Origin of the sequence: Xanthomonas fragariae (assembly GCF_017603965.1) — a bacterium.
Taxonomy (GTDB): Bacteria; Pseudomonadota; Gammaproteobacteria; order Xanthomonadales; family Xanthomonadaceae; genus Xanthomonas; species Xanthomonas fragariae_A.
Genome location: NZ_CP071955.1, coordinates 2,992,759 through 3,010,515 on the forward strand (window position 1 = coordinate 2,992,759; position 17,757 = coordinate 3,010,515).

A 17,757-nucleotide genomic window follows, 5' to 3' on the forward strand; every position below is an offset into this window, starting at 1 on the left:
CCGGGGCGGTTCAGAGCGTTCCGTGCTGCAGGTCGAGCGCGATCAAGGAACCAGTCTTCGTGCGATCAGTCTCCGTCTTGGGCGCAGTGCCTCCACGCTGAGCCGCGAGGTCCGGCGCCTGGACGATGCGCTGTATTCGGCGGTCGGCTATCGAGCTCGGCGCACGGGCTGCGTCCGGAAGCGTCGTCTGGTGGAGGGCACGGCCTTGTTCCAGTGGGTCCACGACCGGTTGGTGTTTGATCGCTGGTCTCCTCAGCAGATCGCCGCCACACTGCGGGGCATGCATCCCGACGACGCTAGTCAACGCATCAGTCACGAGATGATCTACGCTGCGATCTATGCGCATCCTCGCGGTGGCCTGAAGCAGGCGCTGGTGCAGGCGTTGCGGCAGGGCAAGCCGCGGCGTGGGCTGCGGCGTACGACAGCGGCCGCGCGCTCCTGGGTGCCCGAAGCACTGCGTATCGTGCATCGTCCAGAGGAAGTGGAGACCCGGTTGATCCCGGGGCATTGGGAAGGCGACCTGATCAAAGGCGCGTTCAACCGCTCCTGCGTCGGCACGCTGGTCGAGCGCAAGACGCGCTTTGTGGTGCTGTGCAAGATGGATGGCTGCACGGCCCAGGCGGCCCTGGAGGGCTTCACCCGGCAGGTGGCCAAGTTGCCGGCGTTCCTGCGCGAGAGCCTGACCTACGACCGCGGCACGGAGCTGACCTGTTATGAAGCGCTGATGCACCGATTGAACATCGATGTATGGTTCGCCGATCCGCACGCACCATGGCAGCGTGGCAGCAACGAGAACACCAACGGATTATTGCGCCAGTTTCTGCCCAAGAGCGTGGACCTGTACCAGGCCAGCCAGGAATACCTCAATCACGTGGCCAAGTTGATGAACGGGCGTCCTCGTCAGACATTGGGATGGACCACGCCAGCGGTGGCAATGGAAAAGGAAATTCTCCCCTTCAAATCACGTGTTGCACTTGATTCTTGAGACTGCCAGGTATCAGCGCCGTTCAAGCATGTAAAGAGCGGTTTCGCCGACGCTTGACTGCGCGATGTCACACACCAAGCTGGGCGGCAGTTAATGCGCTTGCACAGCTTCTTTTTTTCGGAACACGAGCCACAGTCCGAAGAGCGCGCCAATCGCACTTGCCAGCACCCCGATCGAGAACACAGGCAGCAGCGCGGCCTTGAGGGTGGTGGCGGAAGGAATCTTCTCCGTCAGACCGTTGAAGCTCGCCAAGGTTCCGACGATGCCCGCGCCCACAGCGGTGGCAATTGTCTGCACCACCGGCACTTGCGACGCGGCAAGATCCTCATCCCCCTCGCTGGTTGCGGTGACGATCCTCTGCGTGACGAAAGCCCAGCACGTACCCAGCGACGCTCCCGTGATGAAGAGGCCGAGCAGGATCAGCCAAAGGACGTCGAAGTAATACCCGGTGAAAAAAAGCATGGCCCCGATGAACTGGCCCACGGTCCCCATCAAGATGAACGTCGACTGCCAATTGCCCGACTTGAAGCTTCCGGTCACGATGGCGCCAAAAGACCACGAGAATGCGATGATGGTCGAGAAGTAGCCCGCAATAATGATCGACACCCCGAAATAGGTTTGGGTGTAAAGCGGTATGAACACGTAGATCCCCGCCAGCGAGATGGGCAGCAAGAACACGACCCAGAACCCAACGCCGACCGTCGATGTCAGCGTAAAGATCTGGGCAGGGAACACACGAATGCTCTGTTTAGAGTCGATCCGAAGGCACGCGTAAAATAGAACCGCTGCCAGGGCGATGAAGAGCACAGCGGTCAGGGCTGAGATCACGCTGTCGGTGAACCCAACAAGCATGATGGCCCCGCCGATGAGACCCAGCCTCAGGAACGGCACGCTCATCTCGTAATCGCCCTTCGCGAACGTTTTGTTCGGAATGGAACGCCAGGCCATCACGATATAGATCAGCGCAAAGAGGATGTTCGCGGTGAAGGCCACGCGCCAAGAAGAGATCTCTGTCACAAACCCCGCAAAGACCGGCCCGAGGGCTGCAGAAAACGCATAGACGAAGGCAAAGAGGCCAAAGAGCTTCGGCGTCGCCTTACTGGAGAACACATCCTGCGCAACACCGTAGGACAGCGCTAGGATCAGCCCCTCACCGATGCCCTGAAAGGCACGCCCCAGCAAAACGACCTGCATGGTCGGCGCGGCAGATACGATGAACGACCCGATGCCGAAGACGACCGCGAAGAGGATCATCGCGGTCCGCGCACCAATTTGTCGTTTCACATACGCGGCGTAAGCGCCAAAAACCACCGATGTAGCAAGATAGATCAGCGTGATCCAGCTGATAAGTCGGGCATTGCCTAAATCGTTGACCATCGTCGGTGCTGTGGTCGAAACGATGTTCCAGTTGACGGAATGCAACCCAACACCGAGACACATTGTCCAAACAGCGAGGCTTTGTTTTCCAAACAAGAAGTTCAAGTAATCATCGTTGGCCTCGGCGCTTTGCATCTTTCATCTCACTCTTGTTGGTGTGCCCCCATCGGGGGGTCCTGTTTACATGTTAACGTGAAAGAATCGCCCCTGCAGACGAGCGCCGTCCTGACCGATGCAAGGTCAAATGCGCAGCGAAGTGATCTCAACTGAACCGCCCCGGGATTTCGGGAGGCTGTTTGGTTTGAGTCACGCCGCTTTGGCGTAACCGGCCTGTTGTCGATAGTAAGCCTCTTCGGCTTCCGCTGGCGGAATGTTCCCGATCGACCCCAGCAAGCGTTTGTGGTTGTACCAGTCCACCCAATCCAGCGTGGCCAGTTCCACATCCTGGCGGTTGCGCCACGCGCGCCGGTGGATCACCTCGGCCTTGTACAACCCGTTGATCGTCTCGGCCAACGCGTTGTCATAGCTATCGCCCACGCTGCCCACCGACGGCTCGATCCCGGCGTCGGCCAGCCGCTCGGTGTAGCGGATCGACACATACTGCACGCCGCGGTCGGAGTGGTGGATCAGGCCGCCTTCGGTTGGACGACGCGCATGCAGCGCCTGCTCCAGCGCGTCCAGCACGAAGTCCGTGTGCGCCGTCTGCGACACCTTCCAGCCCACGATCCGCCGTGCGTACACGTCGATCACGAAGGCCACGTACACGAACCCGGCCCAGGTCGAGACATACGTGAAGTCGCTGACCCACAGTCGGTTCGGCGACGGCGCATGGAACTGTCGGTTCACCTTGTCCAGCGGGCACGGCCGCTTGTCGCTGATCGTGGTCTTGACCACCTTCCCGCGTACCACGCCGCGCAGGCCAAGTGCGCCCATCAGTCGCTCCACCGTGCAGCGGGCCACCGCATAGCCCTCGCGCTTGAGCTGCCGCCAGACCTTGCGCACGCCGTACACCTGTCGGTTCTGCTCCCATACCCGCCGGATCTGCGGGCGCAGCGCCTGGTCCTTCCACCAGCGGTTCGGGCGCAAGTTCGCGTCCGCTTCCCGCTGCGCGTGGCGGTAATACGTCGACGGGGCAACCTGCAGCACCTTGCAGATTGGCTCGACCCCGTGAACATCGCAATGTTCGGTCACGAACGTGGTCAGGGCTTGAAGCGGCGGTCGAGCTCCGCCTGGGCAAAATACGCGCTGGCCTTGCGCAGGATCTCGTTGGCTTGCCTCAGCTCGCGCACTTCGCGTTCCAGCGCTTTCATCCGCGTCCGCTCGTCCGTCGTCAGCCCCTGACGCTTGCCGGCATCACGCTCGGCCTGACGCACCCAGTTGCACAGCGTCTGCGACGAACAGCCAATCTTCCCGGCAATCGATTCGATCGCCGCCCACTGCGAGCCGTACTCGCCCTGATGCTCCCGCACCAGCCGAACCGCGCGCTCTCGCACTTCCGGTGAATATTTCGTCTTGCTCATCGCCCCATCTTCTCAAGAGTTGGAGCCTCCCGAAATCCCGGGGCGGTTCACATGCTTGCAGTAGCAGCAGCTTGCATTCCCTTGGTGATGGATGTAATGAGGGAGATTCCAGAGTTCGGTGTGGTCTTCGCGATCATGCTCATTGCCTTGTTGATACATCGCGTCAACATCAACCGCATCTGTTCACGACTTACCGACTCCACGGCAGCCGCGCAGCGTGCTACGCAGTGCACGGTAGCGGCATGAACGGGAATCTGGGAATCAAGCTTGCCAGCTGGGTGGTCTCAAGGTTCAAGCGTTCGGCTTGGCGTTGATGAGCCGTACCATGCGGTAGGTGAGTACGATCGCACTAACAGTAACCACGCTGTGGATACTGGTGCTGTGGTACCGCATCGCAACCCGCCAATCGCGCCAAAGCGCAATGGCAACGATGATCAAGGCGGCGAAAGTCGCGATCATCATCAGCCTTGCTTCGGCTGTCAACGCCAATGGCGCAATGCTGCACCGGACCATGACCCAAAACCTGGACAAATTAAATCCATGGTCTGTTCACTGGGGAGGTGACAAAGCGCCTCAGTGCAACAGTTGCCGCATGTACAACGCCGTCCACCCTGGCTTATCCAAAGTCAGACAAGCTTGCACATTCGGCGTGCCTGGCCACTCGTGGGTATAGCCCTGCGCATCGACGTCCAGGTGCAGCGGCGTGGTCGGGCACAGCTCGGGGCGCAGCAGCCAGGCCACCGGCACTGCATCGAACAAGGTCGGCGTCGCGCTGGCCCATGGCTGGTCGGTATTGCGCCACTGGTAATACAGTTGCGTGAGCGCATCGGTGAGCCCGTCGCCGTGCGCAAACAGTGCAATGCGCTCGGGTTCTTCCAGCGTGACTTGGGTGGCGTCCAGCGGCAGCAGCACGAGCGGCACGCCGGCAGCGAATACACGCTGCGCGGCCGGTATGTCAGCGAGGATGTTGTACTCCGGCGCCGGGGCACTGGCGGGGCGATACGCCGACTTGCCATAGCCCACCCGCACCGATCCCCCCATCGCCACGATGCGCTTGAGCTTGGCAAAGCCGGTCGGGTCGCGCTGCTGCGCCAACGCGGCATCGGTCAGCGGCCCTAACACCAGCAAGGTGACTTCACCAGGATGCTGCCGCGCCTGCTGCAGGATCATCGCCGCCGCGTCCGGCAGATCGCTTGGCAATTGCCCTTTGCCCGCCCAACGCGCTTGGCTGAAAGGAATCGTGCTGGTGGTGCGTGCGCCCACCGCCAACGGAATCTCGCTGCGCCCGGCCCGCTGCAACAAGCGTTGCAACAACTGCGCACGCAATGTGGTGTTTCCCCACGTCGATGCGATGCCCAACACACGCAATTGCGGACTGCGCAGCATTAGCCCCAATGCAAACGCGTCATCGATGTCGTCGCCGATATCGGTAGAGACCACCAGCAACTCGATGGGTGCAGGCGTTTGCAAAGACTGCGCTGCGGTCGCAGGCGTCTGCGCCCATGCAGCCGCAGACGCGCACCACATCCCCATCATCAACCACGCACTTGGGCAGATCCACTGCATGCATCTACTCTTTACCGCCATCAAAAACCGCCGGCATCATCGTAAACGGTTCGAGCCTGCTACACCGCAACGCCGATCAGAAATTCGCGCGAAACTGCGCGCCAACGATGCGCGGATCGTTGATGAAGCCGGTGAGGTTGTTGAAGTCGATCGCACCAGTCACACGGATCTGGTTGGTGCAGTTGCGGCAGAACGCCGACAACTCGTACGCACCCGCGTCCCAGCTATAGCCGATCTTGGCGCCGCCTTCGACCAACGGCGGACCGGTGAACTCTTTGGAGTCGTAAAGGAAGAAGTGCACTTCGCTACGGTAGGACCAGTCGGTGTAGAAGAACAGCTCGCCGTCGTTGCCCATCGGGATGCCGTAACGCAGCGTGGCATTGGCCATCCACCTGGCCGCCTGCGGCAGGTCGTTGCCGTCGATGATGGCGTTGCCGGCGGCATTGAGCGGGTCGGTCACGGTGCAGGTACGGCATACACCCACCGCCAGGCTCGGGGCGTCGATGCGGGTCCAGTTGTAGGCACCGCCGACGGTAACGCGCAGGTTCTGGGTGATCAGCGCTTCGAAATCGAACTCGGCGCCGCGCGCCTTGGTCTTATCGGCGTTGAGCAGACGCACGTCGTTGGACACGCCGCCCACCGCGGTGAGCTGCTGATTCTTGACGCGGAAATCGTAGATGTCCAAGTTCAGGCGCGCACGGTTGTCGAACAGGTCGGACTTGATGCCGATCTCGAACGAATCCACCGTCTCAGGCTCGGCCACGCTCAACGGCGCGGTGCCCGAGGGCACGCCGAAGCTCGCGCCGCGGAAACCGCGTGCCGCACGTGCATAAACGTTGATGCCCTCGTTGATGGAAAACGTCGCCGCCACATCGCCGGTGACCTTGGAGTTTTCGGTCTCGCCGCTGGACGGCTGGATAAGCGTGACGCGATCCAGCTCAAGCACGTCGAAGATTTTCTTGTCGTAGGTGTGGCGAATGCCGGCGCGCAGGTTCAAACGGTCGGTGGCCGCGTAGTTCAACGAGCCGAACGCCGCCCACGAGGTATTGCGCTGACGAGTCAGCTGATAGCTGGCCATGTCGCCGCCGCTGAAGGTGTTGTAAGTATAGTTTTCGCCTTCCACATCGTCGTGGAAGTAGTACAGGCCAGCCTGCCAGTTGAGCGGACCAGCGTCCTGCGATTCGGCACGCAGTTCCTGGCTGTACTGGTCCAGGCGCTTGATGCCACCGGCAGTTTCCACCGGGAACGGAATCACGCCCGGGCCGGACGGCGGTGCGAATACCGCGCCGAAGCCGCCGTCGATGTCGCCGTGGCTGTAGTACTTGCCGATGCCTTCATAGGCGGTGATCGAGTGCAGCGCGATGTCGCCAAGATCCCAGGTCAGATTGGCACTGCCGCCGTAGGTCTGCAGTTGCTGATGATTGGCAGCGTCGATAAAGGACTTCTCTGCATCCAAGCCGTCTACCAACTGATTGGTGCCCGGCTGGACGAGGTTGGCGCGGAACAGCCGCGCGGTGCCGTCCAGGTGACGCGCATGCGCGTTGAACAACGCGCTGAAGTCGTCGCTGGCTTGATACAGCAGTTGCAGACGCAAGGCCGAATCGGTATAGCCTTCCAGATCGCGGCCGTCGCGGTTTTCCACCCAATCGTCGCGGCGCTGACCCAAGCTGGACAGACGCGCTGCCCAATGGTCGCCCATCGCGATACTCAGGCCGCTTTCCAGCGTCATGGTGCCGTAGGTGCCGTAAGACAGGCTGGCGTAGCCGTCATTGGCGCCGATGGTCGGCTTGACCGAATTGAACTTGACCACACCGGCCGGTGTATTGCGACCGAACAACGTGCCCTGCGGGCCGCGCAAGACTTCCAGGCCTTCCAGATCGAAGATCGGAAAGCCCTTCAAAAAGGCGTTTTCCTGCACCACCTCGTCATAGATCAATGACACCGGCTGCGAGGCGTAGGTATTGAAATCGGTGTTGCCGTAACCACGGATGTAGACGCGCGGAAACACACGGCCGTTGGACGATTCGATGTTGAGGCTGGGCGCCTTGCCGGCGAGCACACGGATATCCGAGCCGCTGGTGGAGATGGCGTCCAGAAATTCCGGACGCAACACCGATGCCGACACCGGCACATCCTTGGAGTCTTCCGAGCGACGCTCGACCGTGACCTTGACCGCATCCAGACGCACAACACCGTCGTCGCTGGGCACCTGCTGAGCGGCAGCGTAGAACGGTATAAAAAAAGCGACGGCAACGGCGAGCGCGCTGATCTTGAGCGACCGGCTGGCGGACATGGGAGACTCCGAACTCTGGTGGCGGGGCGGCCCGGTCTGCGTGCCGCAGCGCAACAGAATTAACATGATTTACACAAATATGGCAGAGCCCATACGAAAAAGGTTCCGGAACTCTAAGAGCGGCTACGCAAGTGCTGACCAGCGCAGCACCGGCGCCCGTGCTGAGCGGCGGCGTGGTGCCGCACGCTCATCCCATTCCCCGAAAAGAATACGCACCCTACCCATGCGCGATCACTGGACCTCGGCAACACCGCCTGGCACCCGCACCCAACCTTCCATCAGCACCCGCGCACTGCGGCTCATCAGCACCTTGGTCACCTGCCACTTGCCGTCGACCAACTGCGCCTGCGCACCAACCCGCAAGGTGCCGGACGGATGCCCGAAGCACACTGCCGAACGCGACGCGGCGCCAGCCGCCAGATTGACCAGCGTGCCCGGCACGGCGGCAGCGGTGCCGATTGCCACCGCTGCGGTGCCCATCATCGCGTGGTGCAATTTGCCCATCGACATCGCACGCACCAGCAGATCGATCTCGCCCGCCTGCACCGGCTTACCGCTCGACGCGATGTAGTCGGCCGGCGGCGCAACGAAAGCCACTTTTGGCGTGTGCTGCCGCGAGGCGGCATCTTCCACCGTCGCAATCAACCCCATCCTTAGCGCACCGTGTGTGCGCAAGGTTTCGAACATGATCAGCGCATGCGGGTCGCTATTGATAGCGTCCTGCAGCTCGGTCCCGGTATAGCCCAGGTCGCGCGCGTTGACGAAGATGGTCGGAATACCGGCGTTGATCAGCGTCGCGGCAATCGCGCCCAGGCCTGGAATCTCCAGGTGATCGATCAGGTTGCCGGTGGGAAACATCGCCCCACCCTCGCCTTCGCCAGCGTCGGCCGGTTCGAAAAATTCCAGTTGCACCTCGGCCGCCGGAAAAGTCACCCCATCCAGTTCGAAGTCGCCGGTTTCCTGCACCTGCCCCTCGCTCATCGGCACATGCGCCACGATGGTCTTGCCGATATTGGCCTGCCAGATCCGCACCGTCGCCACACCATCGCGCGGTACACGTGCAGCGTCGATCAAGCCGTTAGCGATCGCAAACGGCCCCACCGCCGCCGACAGATTGCCGCAGTTACCGCTCCAGTCCACGAACGCGCTATCGATGGACACCTGCCCGAACAGATAGTCCACATCGTGACCGGCGCGCGTGCTGGCCGACACGATCACGCTCTTGCTGGTGCTCGAGGTCGCCCCACCCATCCCATCGATCTGCTTGGCATACGGATCGGGGCTGCCGATCACCCGTAATAGCAACGCATCGCGCGCCGGCCCAGGCTGCTGAGCGGCGGCAGGCAGATCCTGCAGGCGGAAAAACACGCCCTTGCTGGTGCCACCGCGCATGTAGGTGGCGGGTATGCGGAGTTGGGGGAGATGGGTCATGGGTGAAAGGCCGGGATTGGGGATTGGGATGCAGACGGCAATAGGCAGCTGAGAATCGACAGAACGCTAGTGCGTTTCTGGTATCGGTGTTGCCGTTGCTCCTAACGACTCCCGGTTCTCCAAAAAATCCTGCGCAAACCGCTGTAGTACGCCGCCGGCTTGGTAAATCGACACTTCTTCGGCAGTATCCAGGCGGCAGGTGACCGGCACTTGCAGCTGCTCGCCGTTGCGCCGATGAATCGACAACGTCAGCGTGGCGCCCGGTGTGCATTCACCCGCGACATCGAAGGTCTCGCTGCCGTCGATGCCCAGCGTCTTGCGATCGCTGCCCAGCTTGAACTCCAGCGGCAGTACGCCCATGCCGACCAGATTAGTACGATGAATCCGCTCGAAGCCTTCGGCGACGATCACTTCAACGCCGGCCAGGCGCACGCCCTTGGCCGCCCAATCGCGCGAAGAACCCTGGCCGTAATCGGCGCCGGCAATGATGATCAGCGGCTGCTTGCGCGTCATGTAGGTTTCGATCGCCTCCCACATGCGCAACAACTGACCTTCCGGTTCCAGCCGCGCCAACGAACCGGCCTTGACTTGCCCATCGACCACCGCCATTTCGTTGATCAGCTTGGGGTTGGCGAAGGTGGCGCGCTGCGCGGTGAGGTGATCGCCGCGATGGGTCGCGTAGGAGTTGAAGTCTTCCTCCGGTACGCCCATCTGCGCCAGATACTCGCCGGCCGCACTGCCGGCCAGAATCGCATTCGACGGAGATAGATGATCGGTCGTGATGTTGTCGCCCAACACCGCCAACGGCCGCATGCCACGCAAACTGCGTGCGCCAGCAAGTGCGCCTTCCCAATACGGCGGGCGGCGGATGTAGGTGCTGGTCGGGCGCCAATCGTACAAGGGGCTCACGCTGATGCCCCGCGTCACGCTGCGCTTGAACATCGGGTCGTAGACGCTGCGAAAATGCTCCGGCTTGACGCTGTGCGCCACCACTGCATCGATCTGCGCATCGGTAGGCCACAGATCCTTGAGCGTCACCGCCACGCCATCGGCATCGATGCCCAGCACATCTTTTTCGATATCGAAGCGCACCGTGCCGGCGATCGCATACGCAATCACCAATGGCGGCGATGCCAGAAACGCCTGCTTGGCATACGGATGGATTCGCCCATCGAAATTGCGGTTACCCGACAACACCGCCGTTGCATATAGATCGCGGTCGATGATCTCTTGCTGGATCGCCGGATCCAGCGCACCGCTCATGCCGTTGCAGGTAGTGCATGCGAACGCCACGATGCCGAAGCCAAGCTGTTCCAGCTCGCTCAACAGACCCGCTTCCTCCAGGTACAACTGCACCGCCTTGGAGCCCGGCGCCAGCGAACTCTTCACCCACGGTTTGCGGGTCAATCCGCGTGCGTTCGCATTACGTGCCAGCAAACCGGCAGCAATGACGTTGCGTGGATTGGAGGTGTTGGTGCACGAAGTAATCGCCGCGATGATCACCGCGCCATCGGGCATCTGCCCCGGCACCTCGTCCCAGGTACCGGCAATGCCGCGGGCGGCCAGCTCGGTAGTGGCCACGCGCTTGTGCGGATTGGACGGCCCGGCCATATTGCGCACCACGCTCGATAGATCGAACTGCAGCACGCGCTCGTAGTGCGCGGTGACCAGATCGTCGGCCCACAAGCCGGTCTGGCGCGCGTAGGTTTCCACCAATGCGATCTGGGTGTCCTCGCGCCCGGTCAGACGCAGATAGTCCAGCGTCTGTTGATCGATATAGAACATCGCCGCGGTGGCACCGAACTCCGGCGTCATGTTGGAAATGGTCGCGCGGTCACCGATGGTCAGCGCACTGGCGCCGGCTCCATAAAACTCCAGATACGCACCGACCACCCGCTGCTGACGCAGGAACTCGGTCAACGCCAGCACGATGTCAGTGGCCGTGATGCCAGGTGCCGGCCGGCCTGACAATTCCACCCCGATAATGTCGGGCAAGCGCATCCACGACGCCCGGCCCAGCATCACATTCTCCGCTTCCAATCCACCCACACCCACCGCGATCACACCTAGCGCATCCACATGCGGGGTATGGCTATCGGTGCCCACGCAGGTATCCGGAAACGCTACGCCATCCAACGTGTAGATCACCGGCGACATCTTCTCCAGATTGATCTGGTGCATGATCCCGTTGCCCGGCGGAATCACTTGCATGTTTTCGAACGCACGCTTGGTCCATTCGATAAAATGAAAACGATCGGCGTTGCGACGATCTTCCACTCTGCGATTCTTGGCAAAAGCCTGTTTGTCGAAGCCGGCATATTCCACCGCCAGCGAGTGATCGACGATCAACTGCACCGGCACTACCGGGTTGACCTGCGCCGGGTCGCCGCCCTGCTCGGCGATCGCATCGCGCAAACCGGCCAGATCGACCAATGCGGTCTGCCCGAGAATGTCATGACAGACCACACGGGCCGGAAACCACGGGAAATCCAGGTCGTGCTTGCGCTCGATCAGCTGGCGAAGATACACCTCCAACAGTTGCGGTTCCGCGCGCCGCACCAGGTTTTCGGCATGCACACGTGCGGTGTACGGCAACGTTGCATAGGCGCCGGCTTGCAGCGCATCCACGGCAGCGCGTGCATCGAAGTAATCCAACGAGGTGCCCGGCAAGGGCTTGCGGTACTGGCTGTTCATGGCTGGCGATATCACAAAGCAGGCGAGGTTTTTTGGTATTGCCGTGCCGTGCGGTGCTCTTATTTCCGCACGCCGGAGAAGCGGCCCGAAGCGCGGCTGAGGGCAGCAACCCGGCCATCCGCTCAGGGACGCCGATCCAACGGCACGAACACCTGATCTTCCGGGCCGGTGTAATTGGCCGATGGGCGAATGATCTTGCCATCCACACGCTGCTCGATGATGTGCGCGCTCCAACCGGCAGTGCGCGCCAGCACGAACAACGGCGTAAACATCGCGGTCGGCACACCCATCATGTGATAGCTGACCGCACTGAACCAATCCAGGTTCGGGAACATCTTCTTGATGTCCCACATCACCGTCTCCAGGCGCTCGGCGATGTCGTACATCTTGCGGCTGCCCTGCTCATCGGAGAGCGCACGCGCCACCTCTTTGATCACTTTGTTGCGCGGGTCCGCCACGGTATAGACCGGATGCCCGAAGCCGATCACCATCTCCTTGCGCTCCACACGTGCTTTGATGTCGGCTTCGGCTTCGTCCGCGGTGTCGTAGCGCTTTTGCACTTCGAATGCCACCTCGTTGGCGCCGCCGTGCTTGGGCCCGCGCAATGCGCCGATGCCACCGGCAATGGCGCTGTACATGTCGCTGCCAGTGCCGGCAATCACGCGACTGGCAAACGTGGACGCGTTGAACTCATGCTCGGCGTACAGGATCAGGCTGGTGTGCATCGCACGCACCCACGAGTCCTTCGGCGCAAACCCATGCAGCAAGTGCAGGAAATGTCCGCCAATGGAGTCGTCATCGGTTTCCACCTCGATACGCTTGCCGTTGTGGCTGTAGTGATACCAATACAGCAACATCGATCCTAGCGAGGCCATCAGCTTGTCGGCAATATCGCGCGCGCCGGGATGAGTGTGGTCATCCTTCTCCGGCTGCAGGCAACCCAGCACCGACACGCCGGTGCGCATCACATCCATCGGATGCGCCGACGGCGGCAACTGTTCCAGCGCGGTTTTTACCGCAGCCGGCACACCACGCAGCGAGCGCAGCTTGGCCTTGTAGCCGCGCAATTGGGCGCTGTTGGGCAACTTGCCATGCACCAAAAGATAGGCGATTTCCTCGAACTCGCTGGTGGTTGCCAGATCCAGAATATCGTAGCCGCGGTAATGCAGATCGTTGCCGCTACGCCCCACCGTGCACAGCGCGGTGTTGCCGGCGGCGGTGCCGGACAATGCGACGGATTTCTTCGGCTTGAAGCCGGGATTGACGGTGTCGTTCATGCGATGAGCTCCCGAATCGTGTCGTGTTGCGGTGTTGCTGTTGAGGTGGCGAAACGTGCGCGCAGCAGACCGCGATCATGCGCCTTTGCGCGCAAACAGCGCATCCAGGCGCTGCTCGTAGCCGTGGTAGCCGATGCGGTCGTACAGCTCTTCGCGCGTCTGCATGCTTTCCAGCACAGCTTGCTGGTGGCCATCGCGCCGAATCGCCGTATAGACCTCTTCGGCCGCCTTGTTGGCGGCACGAAATGCCGACAACGGAAACAACTGGATCGCCACACCGGCCTGCGCCAGCTGGTCGCGGGTAAACAGCGGCGTCTTGCCGAACTCGGTGATGTTGGCCAATACCGGCACGCGCACTGCATCGACGAAACGCTTGTAGGTGTCCAGGTCGTACGCTGCCTCGGCGAAGATGCCGTCCGCGCCAGCCTCTACACAGGCAATCGCGCGTTCGATCGCCGCATCCACGCCTTCCATCTGGATCGCATCGGTGCGTGCAATGAGGAAAAACGCCGCATCGGTCTTCGCATCGGCTGCGGCCTTGACCCGGTCCACCATCTCGGCCTGGCTGACGATCTCCTTGCCCGGCCGATGCCCGCAACGCTTGGCGCCGACCTGGTCTTCGATATGGCAGCCGGCCGCGCCCGCCTTGATCAGCGATTTGATGGTGCGCTCGATGTTGAACGCACTCGGCCCGAAGCCGGTATCCACGTCTACCAGCAGCGGCAACGCGCAGACATCGGTGATGCGGCGCACGTCGATCAGCACGTCTTCCAGGGTGTTGATGCCCAGGTCCGGCAATCCCAACGAACCGGCCGCCACGCCGCCCCCGGACAGATAGAGGGCCTGATAGCCGGCGCGCTCGGCCAGCAGCGCATGGTTGGCGTTGATCGCACCGATCACCTGCAGCGGCGATTCGGCAGCCAGCGCTGCGCGCAAGCGCGTGCCGGCAGAGGCGGTGGGCGAAGACATCATGGCGACTCCTGGGATGGGATCAGGGTAAGAGCGCAAGCGGCGTGCCAAGTGCAAGCGGTTGATTGCATTGGGAGGGGTTGGGCCAACTGTTGCAAAACTGCAACGTCCCGATCAGCATGAAACATCGTTGCAACACGGCAGTCCAATGCGCAGCCCTACTCTTTCTGAGTCAACAGACACCTCCCCACCGGTGATCTGGACTGTCAGCGTCTCGCGCCTGACCGGCCTGCTGGCCGATGTCATCCCCGAGTTCGACCAGCGCGCGCGCATCGAGCAGATCAATCTCGGCTTTGCCGAAGCGGTCGAGGTCATCGGTCAACGCCTGCGCCGTGAGCGCTGCAACGTTCTGGTCGCCGGCGGCTCCAACGCTGCCTATCTGCGCAGCCGGCTCGCGCTGCCGTTGGCACCGATCCAGGCCACCGGATTCGATCTGATGGAAGCGCTTGCGCGCGCACGCCGCATCGCGCCGCGTATCGGCGTGGTCACCCACGCCGGCGATGTGCCCTCGTTGCGCGCCTTCCAGACCAGCTTCGATCTGGACATCGCACACCGGCGCTTCGTCACCGCCGAAGACGCGCGCGACTGCATCGCCGACCTGCGCGTCAGCGGCATCCAGGTCATCGTCGGCACCGGCATGGCGATCGACTTCGCCGAGCAGGCCGGCCTGCCCGGCGTGCTGTTGTACTCGGCCGATTCGGTACGTCACGCGCTCGAACATGCCATCACGCTGGGCACCGATCCGAGCATCGATCACCGCATCGGCCGCACCACCACACGACGCGTACGCCGCACCGATGCACTGCTTGGCGAAGACGCCGCAATTGCGCACGTGCGCGAACTGGTGCAGCTGTACGCCCCACATCCGAGCACCGTGTTGATCAGCGGCGAAACCGGCACCGGCAAGGAACTGGTCGCGCGCCAACTGCATGCCGGCAGCCGCCGACGTGGCCGCTTCGTCGCGATCAATTGCGGCGCCATCGCCGAATCGCTGCTGGAAGCGGAACTGTTCGGCTACAGCGACGGCGCATTCACCGGCGCACGCCGCGGCGGCCATATCGGCCTGATCGAGGCAGCACAGGACGGCACGCTATTCCTCGACGAAATCGGCGAGTTACCAATGCCGCTGCAAACCCGATTGCTGCGCGTCCTGGAAGAGCGCGAAGTACTGCGCGTCGGCGCCACAGTGCCCATCGCCATCGACGTGCGTGTGGTCGCCGCCAGCCTGCAACAGTTGCAGGAGTTGGTCGACCAAGGACGCTTCCGCCGCGACCTGTTCTACCGCCTGGCAGCATTACGCATCGCACTGCCGCCGCTGCGCAATCGCCCCGACGAGATCGCCTTGTTGCTGACGCATTACTTCCAGCAACTCGGCAGCATTTCTTCGCCACTGACATCGACAGCGCTGCAGCGGCTGCAGCACCACGCATGGCCGGGTAATGTGCGCGAACTACGCAACCTGGTCGAACGCCTGTGCATTCATTGGAAGGCACAACCGCGCGACAGCCTGAGCCTGGAGCAACTCGAACGCTGGGCGCCGGAATTATTCGACATACATATCGGCGATAGCGCAGCGCCGTTCGAGCACGACGATATGGCAACCTCACGCCTGCACCTCACCGCAGCAGCAGTCCACGCAGCGCTCGAGCGCACCAATGGCAATCGTGCGCTCGCCGCAAAAGCGCTAGGCGTTTCGCGCACCACCTTATGGCGCTGGATGCAGGCGCAGGCCGTGGCATCGCGTACTTAGAGTGGCTAACAAAACGTAGCGAGCAGTCGTCAGGCGGGTGCGGACGGCGCGCTCAGAACCGCAATGTAAGAATGGTACATGCCGCGTACCGCCCACCATTACAATCAGTGTGCTGCGACGGAACCGGCCTTGCAACCAGGGCACTTCCAAGCAGCGTCTTTAACGCTACTCCTTACTTCAACGCGGGGCCTTGCAGAATGGCAATTCCTCGCTGAGCTCGCAAGAAGCAGGCACGACCGAGAGTCTGGAAGTCCGCTGAGTGCTTTCAGTTTAGCTTCAAGTTATTTCGGCAGCGCTGAAGATTTTGGCACTTCGTCAAACACATCGGAGCCAAAGAATTCGAAACCTTCCGGCCAGGGGCCTGCAACTTTACAAAGTACTCGATAGGCAGCAGGAGCCTTCATGTTAAAGCGCTCAACTTTAACTAGCAGATCACTGGCTTGGCACACATTTGCTAGACGTGAAATATCGTAGCTGTAATAACGAGGGGCGTAACCAACCAACGATACTGGGTCATCAGTCCTCAAAAGCAAAGCCGCAGGATCCTTCTCGTTCTGAAAGTCCTTCATAACAAACAAACGATCGCCAACCTTCAAGTCGACATCATCGCTACCAGGAATGTAGCTGATGCCGCGCACGAAAAAGAAGGTCTCAAAGCTTCCATTGGCTTTCTTTTCTGGCGCAGGAATTAGCTCAATCTGATCTGTCGCCCGAAGACCACCGGAGCGCGCCAACTCGTCAAGTTCATCGTGCTCCTCAGCCGAAAGACCAAGCCAAGAAATGTAGTCCTGATACTCAGGCCGCGACCGAGGCAAGGTTCGATTCTTCAAAATAGGAAAAATATCAGCAGAACGGTACTCTTGACACAAATCTTCCATCCGAGCGAATCCGCTGAAGCCCGGCACTTCCCACGCCCCCTTCGTGTACACCAGACGATAGATCCCACCAGTCTTCGTCACCTTAGCGACAGGCGACCAGCGGCGGCTTTCATGTTGTTGAATGGCGAGGTAGAGGGATTTCATTATTGGTCCAAAAGTCGGTTTCTGTTGACCCTGAGAAGCTCGTCGGCAAAACGGCGAGCCGGGTCCGTGATCCAACCCACAGGAATTCTTCCTAACAGCGCAGCGAAGCTGTTGGGATCTATCTCACGCAGTCGATTCAGCCAATGCCTCCCCTTGTCGGGGCACACTCGAGACAACGCGAAAAATGCCTCACTTGAATGCAGTTGGCCCGACCCATAATAGATTGGCACTTTAGCTCTGCGTGCATATCCGTAAACCCCGTGATCGGGATGGTTGGCTGTCAATTTCTGCATTCGTCTCTGGTCTGTCTCATTCCTGCCAAGACTAGAAGCATGATCAAATGTGGGCGCAAGATAGATAGCACCACGTGAATTGATGAACCCCCAGTTCTCTTCATGTCGATCCTGGTTCGCGATCAAGGCGTCGAGCAGGAGATAGCCCGACATCACATCAGCTGCGTTGAAAGTCGGCTTTGGCGAAACCCATCCACTCGGCAACGCAACGCTGGGTCGGTTCAGTAGTCTACCCAGACGACCAATCGTATGTGCCTCGCGCCTAATGCGCCGACTTGGTATCTCACGGGCTGCGAACCCGATAAGCTCATTGCCAAGAATAAGGCGTGCACCAGCTGGAACAAACGACTCTGAGACGACACCTCGCCGTTCCTCATACTCAGCCAAACTATACTTGGCATGGGGTAACCCAAGGAGAGCAGCCAACTCTGCCGCAATTACCTCTGCCCAGTTCTCGCCAGTTCCTGGGCGCCCTTCCTTAAAAAGGCGACGATTTTCATCGAACCAGAATTTGGCTTTCGTCCCCATTTGCTCTGGCAGATCAGCAGCACCACTAGGGACTCGTACGATCTGGAACATA

Annotated in this window: 12 protein-coding genes, 1 other RNA gene, 1 pseudogene and 1 other annotated feature; of the genes and pseudogenes, 3 read left to right on the top strand and 11 right to left on the bottom strand. The window is 61.1% G+C overall.

What is annotated here, in order from left to right; translation table 11 throughout:
* Positions 1 to 22: 22 nt before the first annotated feature.
* Complete coding sequence (locus tag J5I97_RS14200) at positions 23 to 985, top strand: IS30 family transposase (RefSeq protein WP_208587216.1); 963 nt, start codon at positions 23 to 25, stop codon at positions 983 to 985.
* A 90-nt stretch (positions 986 to 1,075) separates the two neighbouring features.
* Here the strand turns inward: J5I97_RS14200 and J5I97_RS14205 are convergent, their stop codons facing one another.
* Complete coding sequence (locus tag J5I97_RS14205) at positions 1,076 to 2,497, bottom strand: MFS transporter (RefSeq protein ID WP_208587218.1); 1,422 nt, start codon at positions 2,495 to 2,497, stop codon at positions 1,076 to 1,078.
* 171 nt (positions 2,498 to 2,668) lie between these two features.
* Positions 2,669 to 3,882, bottom strand: a protein-coding gene (locus tag J5I97_RS14210; protein WP_208586298.1) for an IS3 family transposase whose coding sequence is annotated in 2 segments (ribosomal slippage) — positions 2,669 to 3,600 and positions 3,600 to 3,882 — 1,215 coding nt in all. Because the reading frame shifts where the segments join, the coding sequence is not laid out codon by codon here.
* Positions 3,491 to 3,607, bottom strand: a sequence feature (AL1L pseudoknot). It overlaps the preceding gene by 117 nt.
* A 286-nt stretch (positions 3,883 to 4,168) precedes the next feature.
* Here J5I97_RS14210 and J5I97_RS20075 point away from each other — a divergent pair.
* Positions 4,169 to 4,442, top strand: a pseudogene (locus J5I97_RS20075) (type IV secretion system protein); the annotation flags it as partial.
* 13 nt (positions 4,443 to 4,455) lie between these two features.
* Here J5I97_RS20075 and J5I97_RS14220 read toward each other — a convergent pair.
* The 6 genes from J5I97_RS14220 to prpB form a co-directional block, all read right to left on the bottom strand.
* Positions 4,456 to 5,418 (bottom strand): nucleoside hydrolase, encoded by a 963-nt coding sequence (locus J5I97_RS14220; RefSeq protein ID WP_208591752.1) that lies wholly within the window; start codon positions 5,416 to 5,418, stop codon positions 4,456 to 4,458.
* A gap of 106 nt (positions 5,419 to 5,524) precedes the next feature.
* Positions 5,525 to 7,741 carry a TonB-dependent receptor gene (locus tag J5I97_RS14225; RefSeq protein ID WP_208587221.1) on the bottom strand — a complete coding sequence of 739 codons (2,217 nt, stop codon included), beginning with the start codon at positions 7,739 to 7,741 and terminating at the stop codon, positions 5,525 to 5,527.
* A gap of 231 nt (positions 7,742 to 7,972) precedes the next feature.
* Positions 7,973 to 9,172, bottom strand: a complete 1,200-nt coding sequence (gene prpF, locus J5I97_RS14230; protein WP_208587223.1) for a 2-methylaconitate cis-trans isomerase PrpF — start codon at positions 9,170 to 9,172, stop codon at positions 7,973 to 7,975.
* A 66-nt stretch (positions 9,173 to 9,238) separates the two neighbouring features.
* Positions 9,239 to 11,866, bottom strand: coding sequence for a Fe/S-dependent 2-methylisocitrate dehydratase AcnD (gene acnD, locus J5I97_RS14235; RefSeq protein ID WP_208587225.1), 2,628 nt, complete (start codon positions 11,864 to 11,866; stop codon positions 9,239 to 9,241).
* A gap of 122 nt (positions 11,867 to 11,988) precedes the next feature.
* Positions 11,989 to 13,143, bottom strand: coding sequence for a bifunctional 2-methylcitrate synthase/citrate synthase (gene prpC / locus J5I97_RS14240; protein WP_208587227.1), 1,155 nt, complete (start codon positions 13,141 to 13,143; stop codon positions 11,989 to 11,991).
* Between the two features lie 75 nt (positions 13,144 to 13,218).
* Positions 13,219 to 14,115 (bottom strand): methylisocitrate lyase, encoded by an 897-nt coding sequence (gene prpB, locus J5I97_RS14245; RefSeq protein ID WP_208587229.1) that lies wholly within the window; start codon positions 14,113 to 14,115, stop codon positions 13,219 to 13,221.
* A gap of 145 nt (positions 14,116 to 14,260) precedes the next feature.
* On the opposite strand from prpB, the gene prpR reads away from it, so the two are divergent.
* Entirely contained in the window at positions 14,261 to 15,862 is a 1,602-nt protein-coding gene (gene prpR, locus J5I97_RS14250; RefSeq protein WP_208587231.1) for a propionate catabolism operon regulatory protein PrpR, read from the top strand.
* A 3-nt stretch (positions 15,863 to 15,865) separates the two neighbouring features.
* Here prpR and J5I97_RS14255 read toward each other — a convergent pair.
* The 3 genes from J5I97_RS14255 to J5I97_RS14265 form a co-directional block, all read right to left on the bottom strand.
* Positions 15,866 to 15,942, bottom strand: a non-coding RNA gene (locus J5I97_RS14255) — sX9 sRNA.
* A 201-nt stretch (positions 15,943 to 16,143) separates the two neighbouring features.
* Positions 16,144 to 16,884: an HIRAN domain-containing protein gene (locus tag J5I97_RS14260; RefSeq protein ID WP_208587232.1), complete on the bottom strand. Its 741-nt coding sequence runs from the start codon at positions 16,882 to 16,884 to the stop codon at positions 16,144 to 16,146.
* Positions 16,884 to 17,756, bottom strand: a complete 873-nt coding sequence (locus J5I97_RS14265) for a hypothetical protein (protein ID WP_208587234.1) — start codon at positions 17,754 to 17,756, stop codon at positions 16,884 to 16,886. The genes J5I97_RS14260 and J5I97_RS14265 overlap by 1 nt, the downstream gene beginning before the upstream one ends.
* Between the last annotated feature and the right edge of the window lies 1 nt (position 17,757).

Excerpts from the sequence above, each read along its gene's own strand:
- J5I97_RS14205 (WP_208587218.1), bottom strand. The coding sequence starts at position 2,497 with ATGCAAAGCGCCGAGGCCAACGATGATTACTTGAACTTCTTGTTTGGA.
- J5I97_RS14220 (WP_208591752.1), bottom strand. The coding sequence starts at position 5,418 with ATGATGGGGATGTGGTGCGCGTCTGCGGCTGCATGGGCGCAGACGCCT.
- J5I97_RS14225 (WP_208587221.1), bottom strand. The coding sequence starts at position 7,741 with ATGTCCGCCAGCCGGTCGCTCAAGATCAGCGCGCTCGCCGTTGCCGTC.
- prpF (WP_208587223.1), bottom strand. The coding sequence starts at position 9,172 with ATGACCCATCTCCCCCAACTCCGCATACCCGCCACCTACATGCGCGGT.
- acnD (WP_208587225.1), bottom strand. The coding sequence starts at position 11,866 with ATGAACAGCCAGTACCGCAAGCCCTTGCCGGGCACCTCGTTGGATTAC.
- prpC (WP_208587227.1), bottom strand. The coding sequence starts at position 13,143 with ATGAACGACACCGTCAATCCCGGCTTCAAGCCGAAGAAATCCGTCGCA.
- prpB (WP_208587229.1), bottom strand. The coding sequence starts at position 14,115 with ATGATGTCTTCGCCCACCGCCTCTGCCGGCACGCGCTTGCGCGCAGCG.
- prpR (WP_208587231.1), top strand. The coding sequence starts at position 14,261 with ATGCGCAGCCCTACTCTTTCTGAGTCAACAGACACCTCCCCACCGGTG.
- J5I97_RS14260 (WP_208587232.1), bottom strand. The coding sequence starts at position 16,884 with ATGAAATCCCTCTACCTCGCCATTCAACAACATGAAAGCCGCCGCTGG.
- J5I97_RS14265 (WP_208587234.1), bottom strand. The coding sequence starts at position 17,756 with ATGTTCCAGATCGTACGAGTCCCTAGTGGTGCTGCTGATCTGCCAGAG.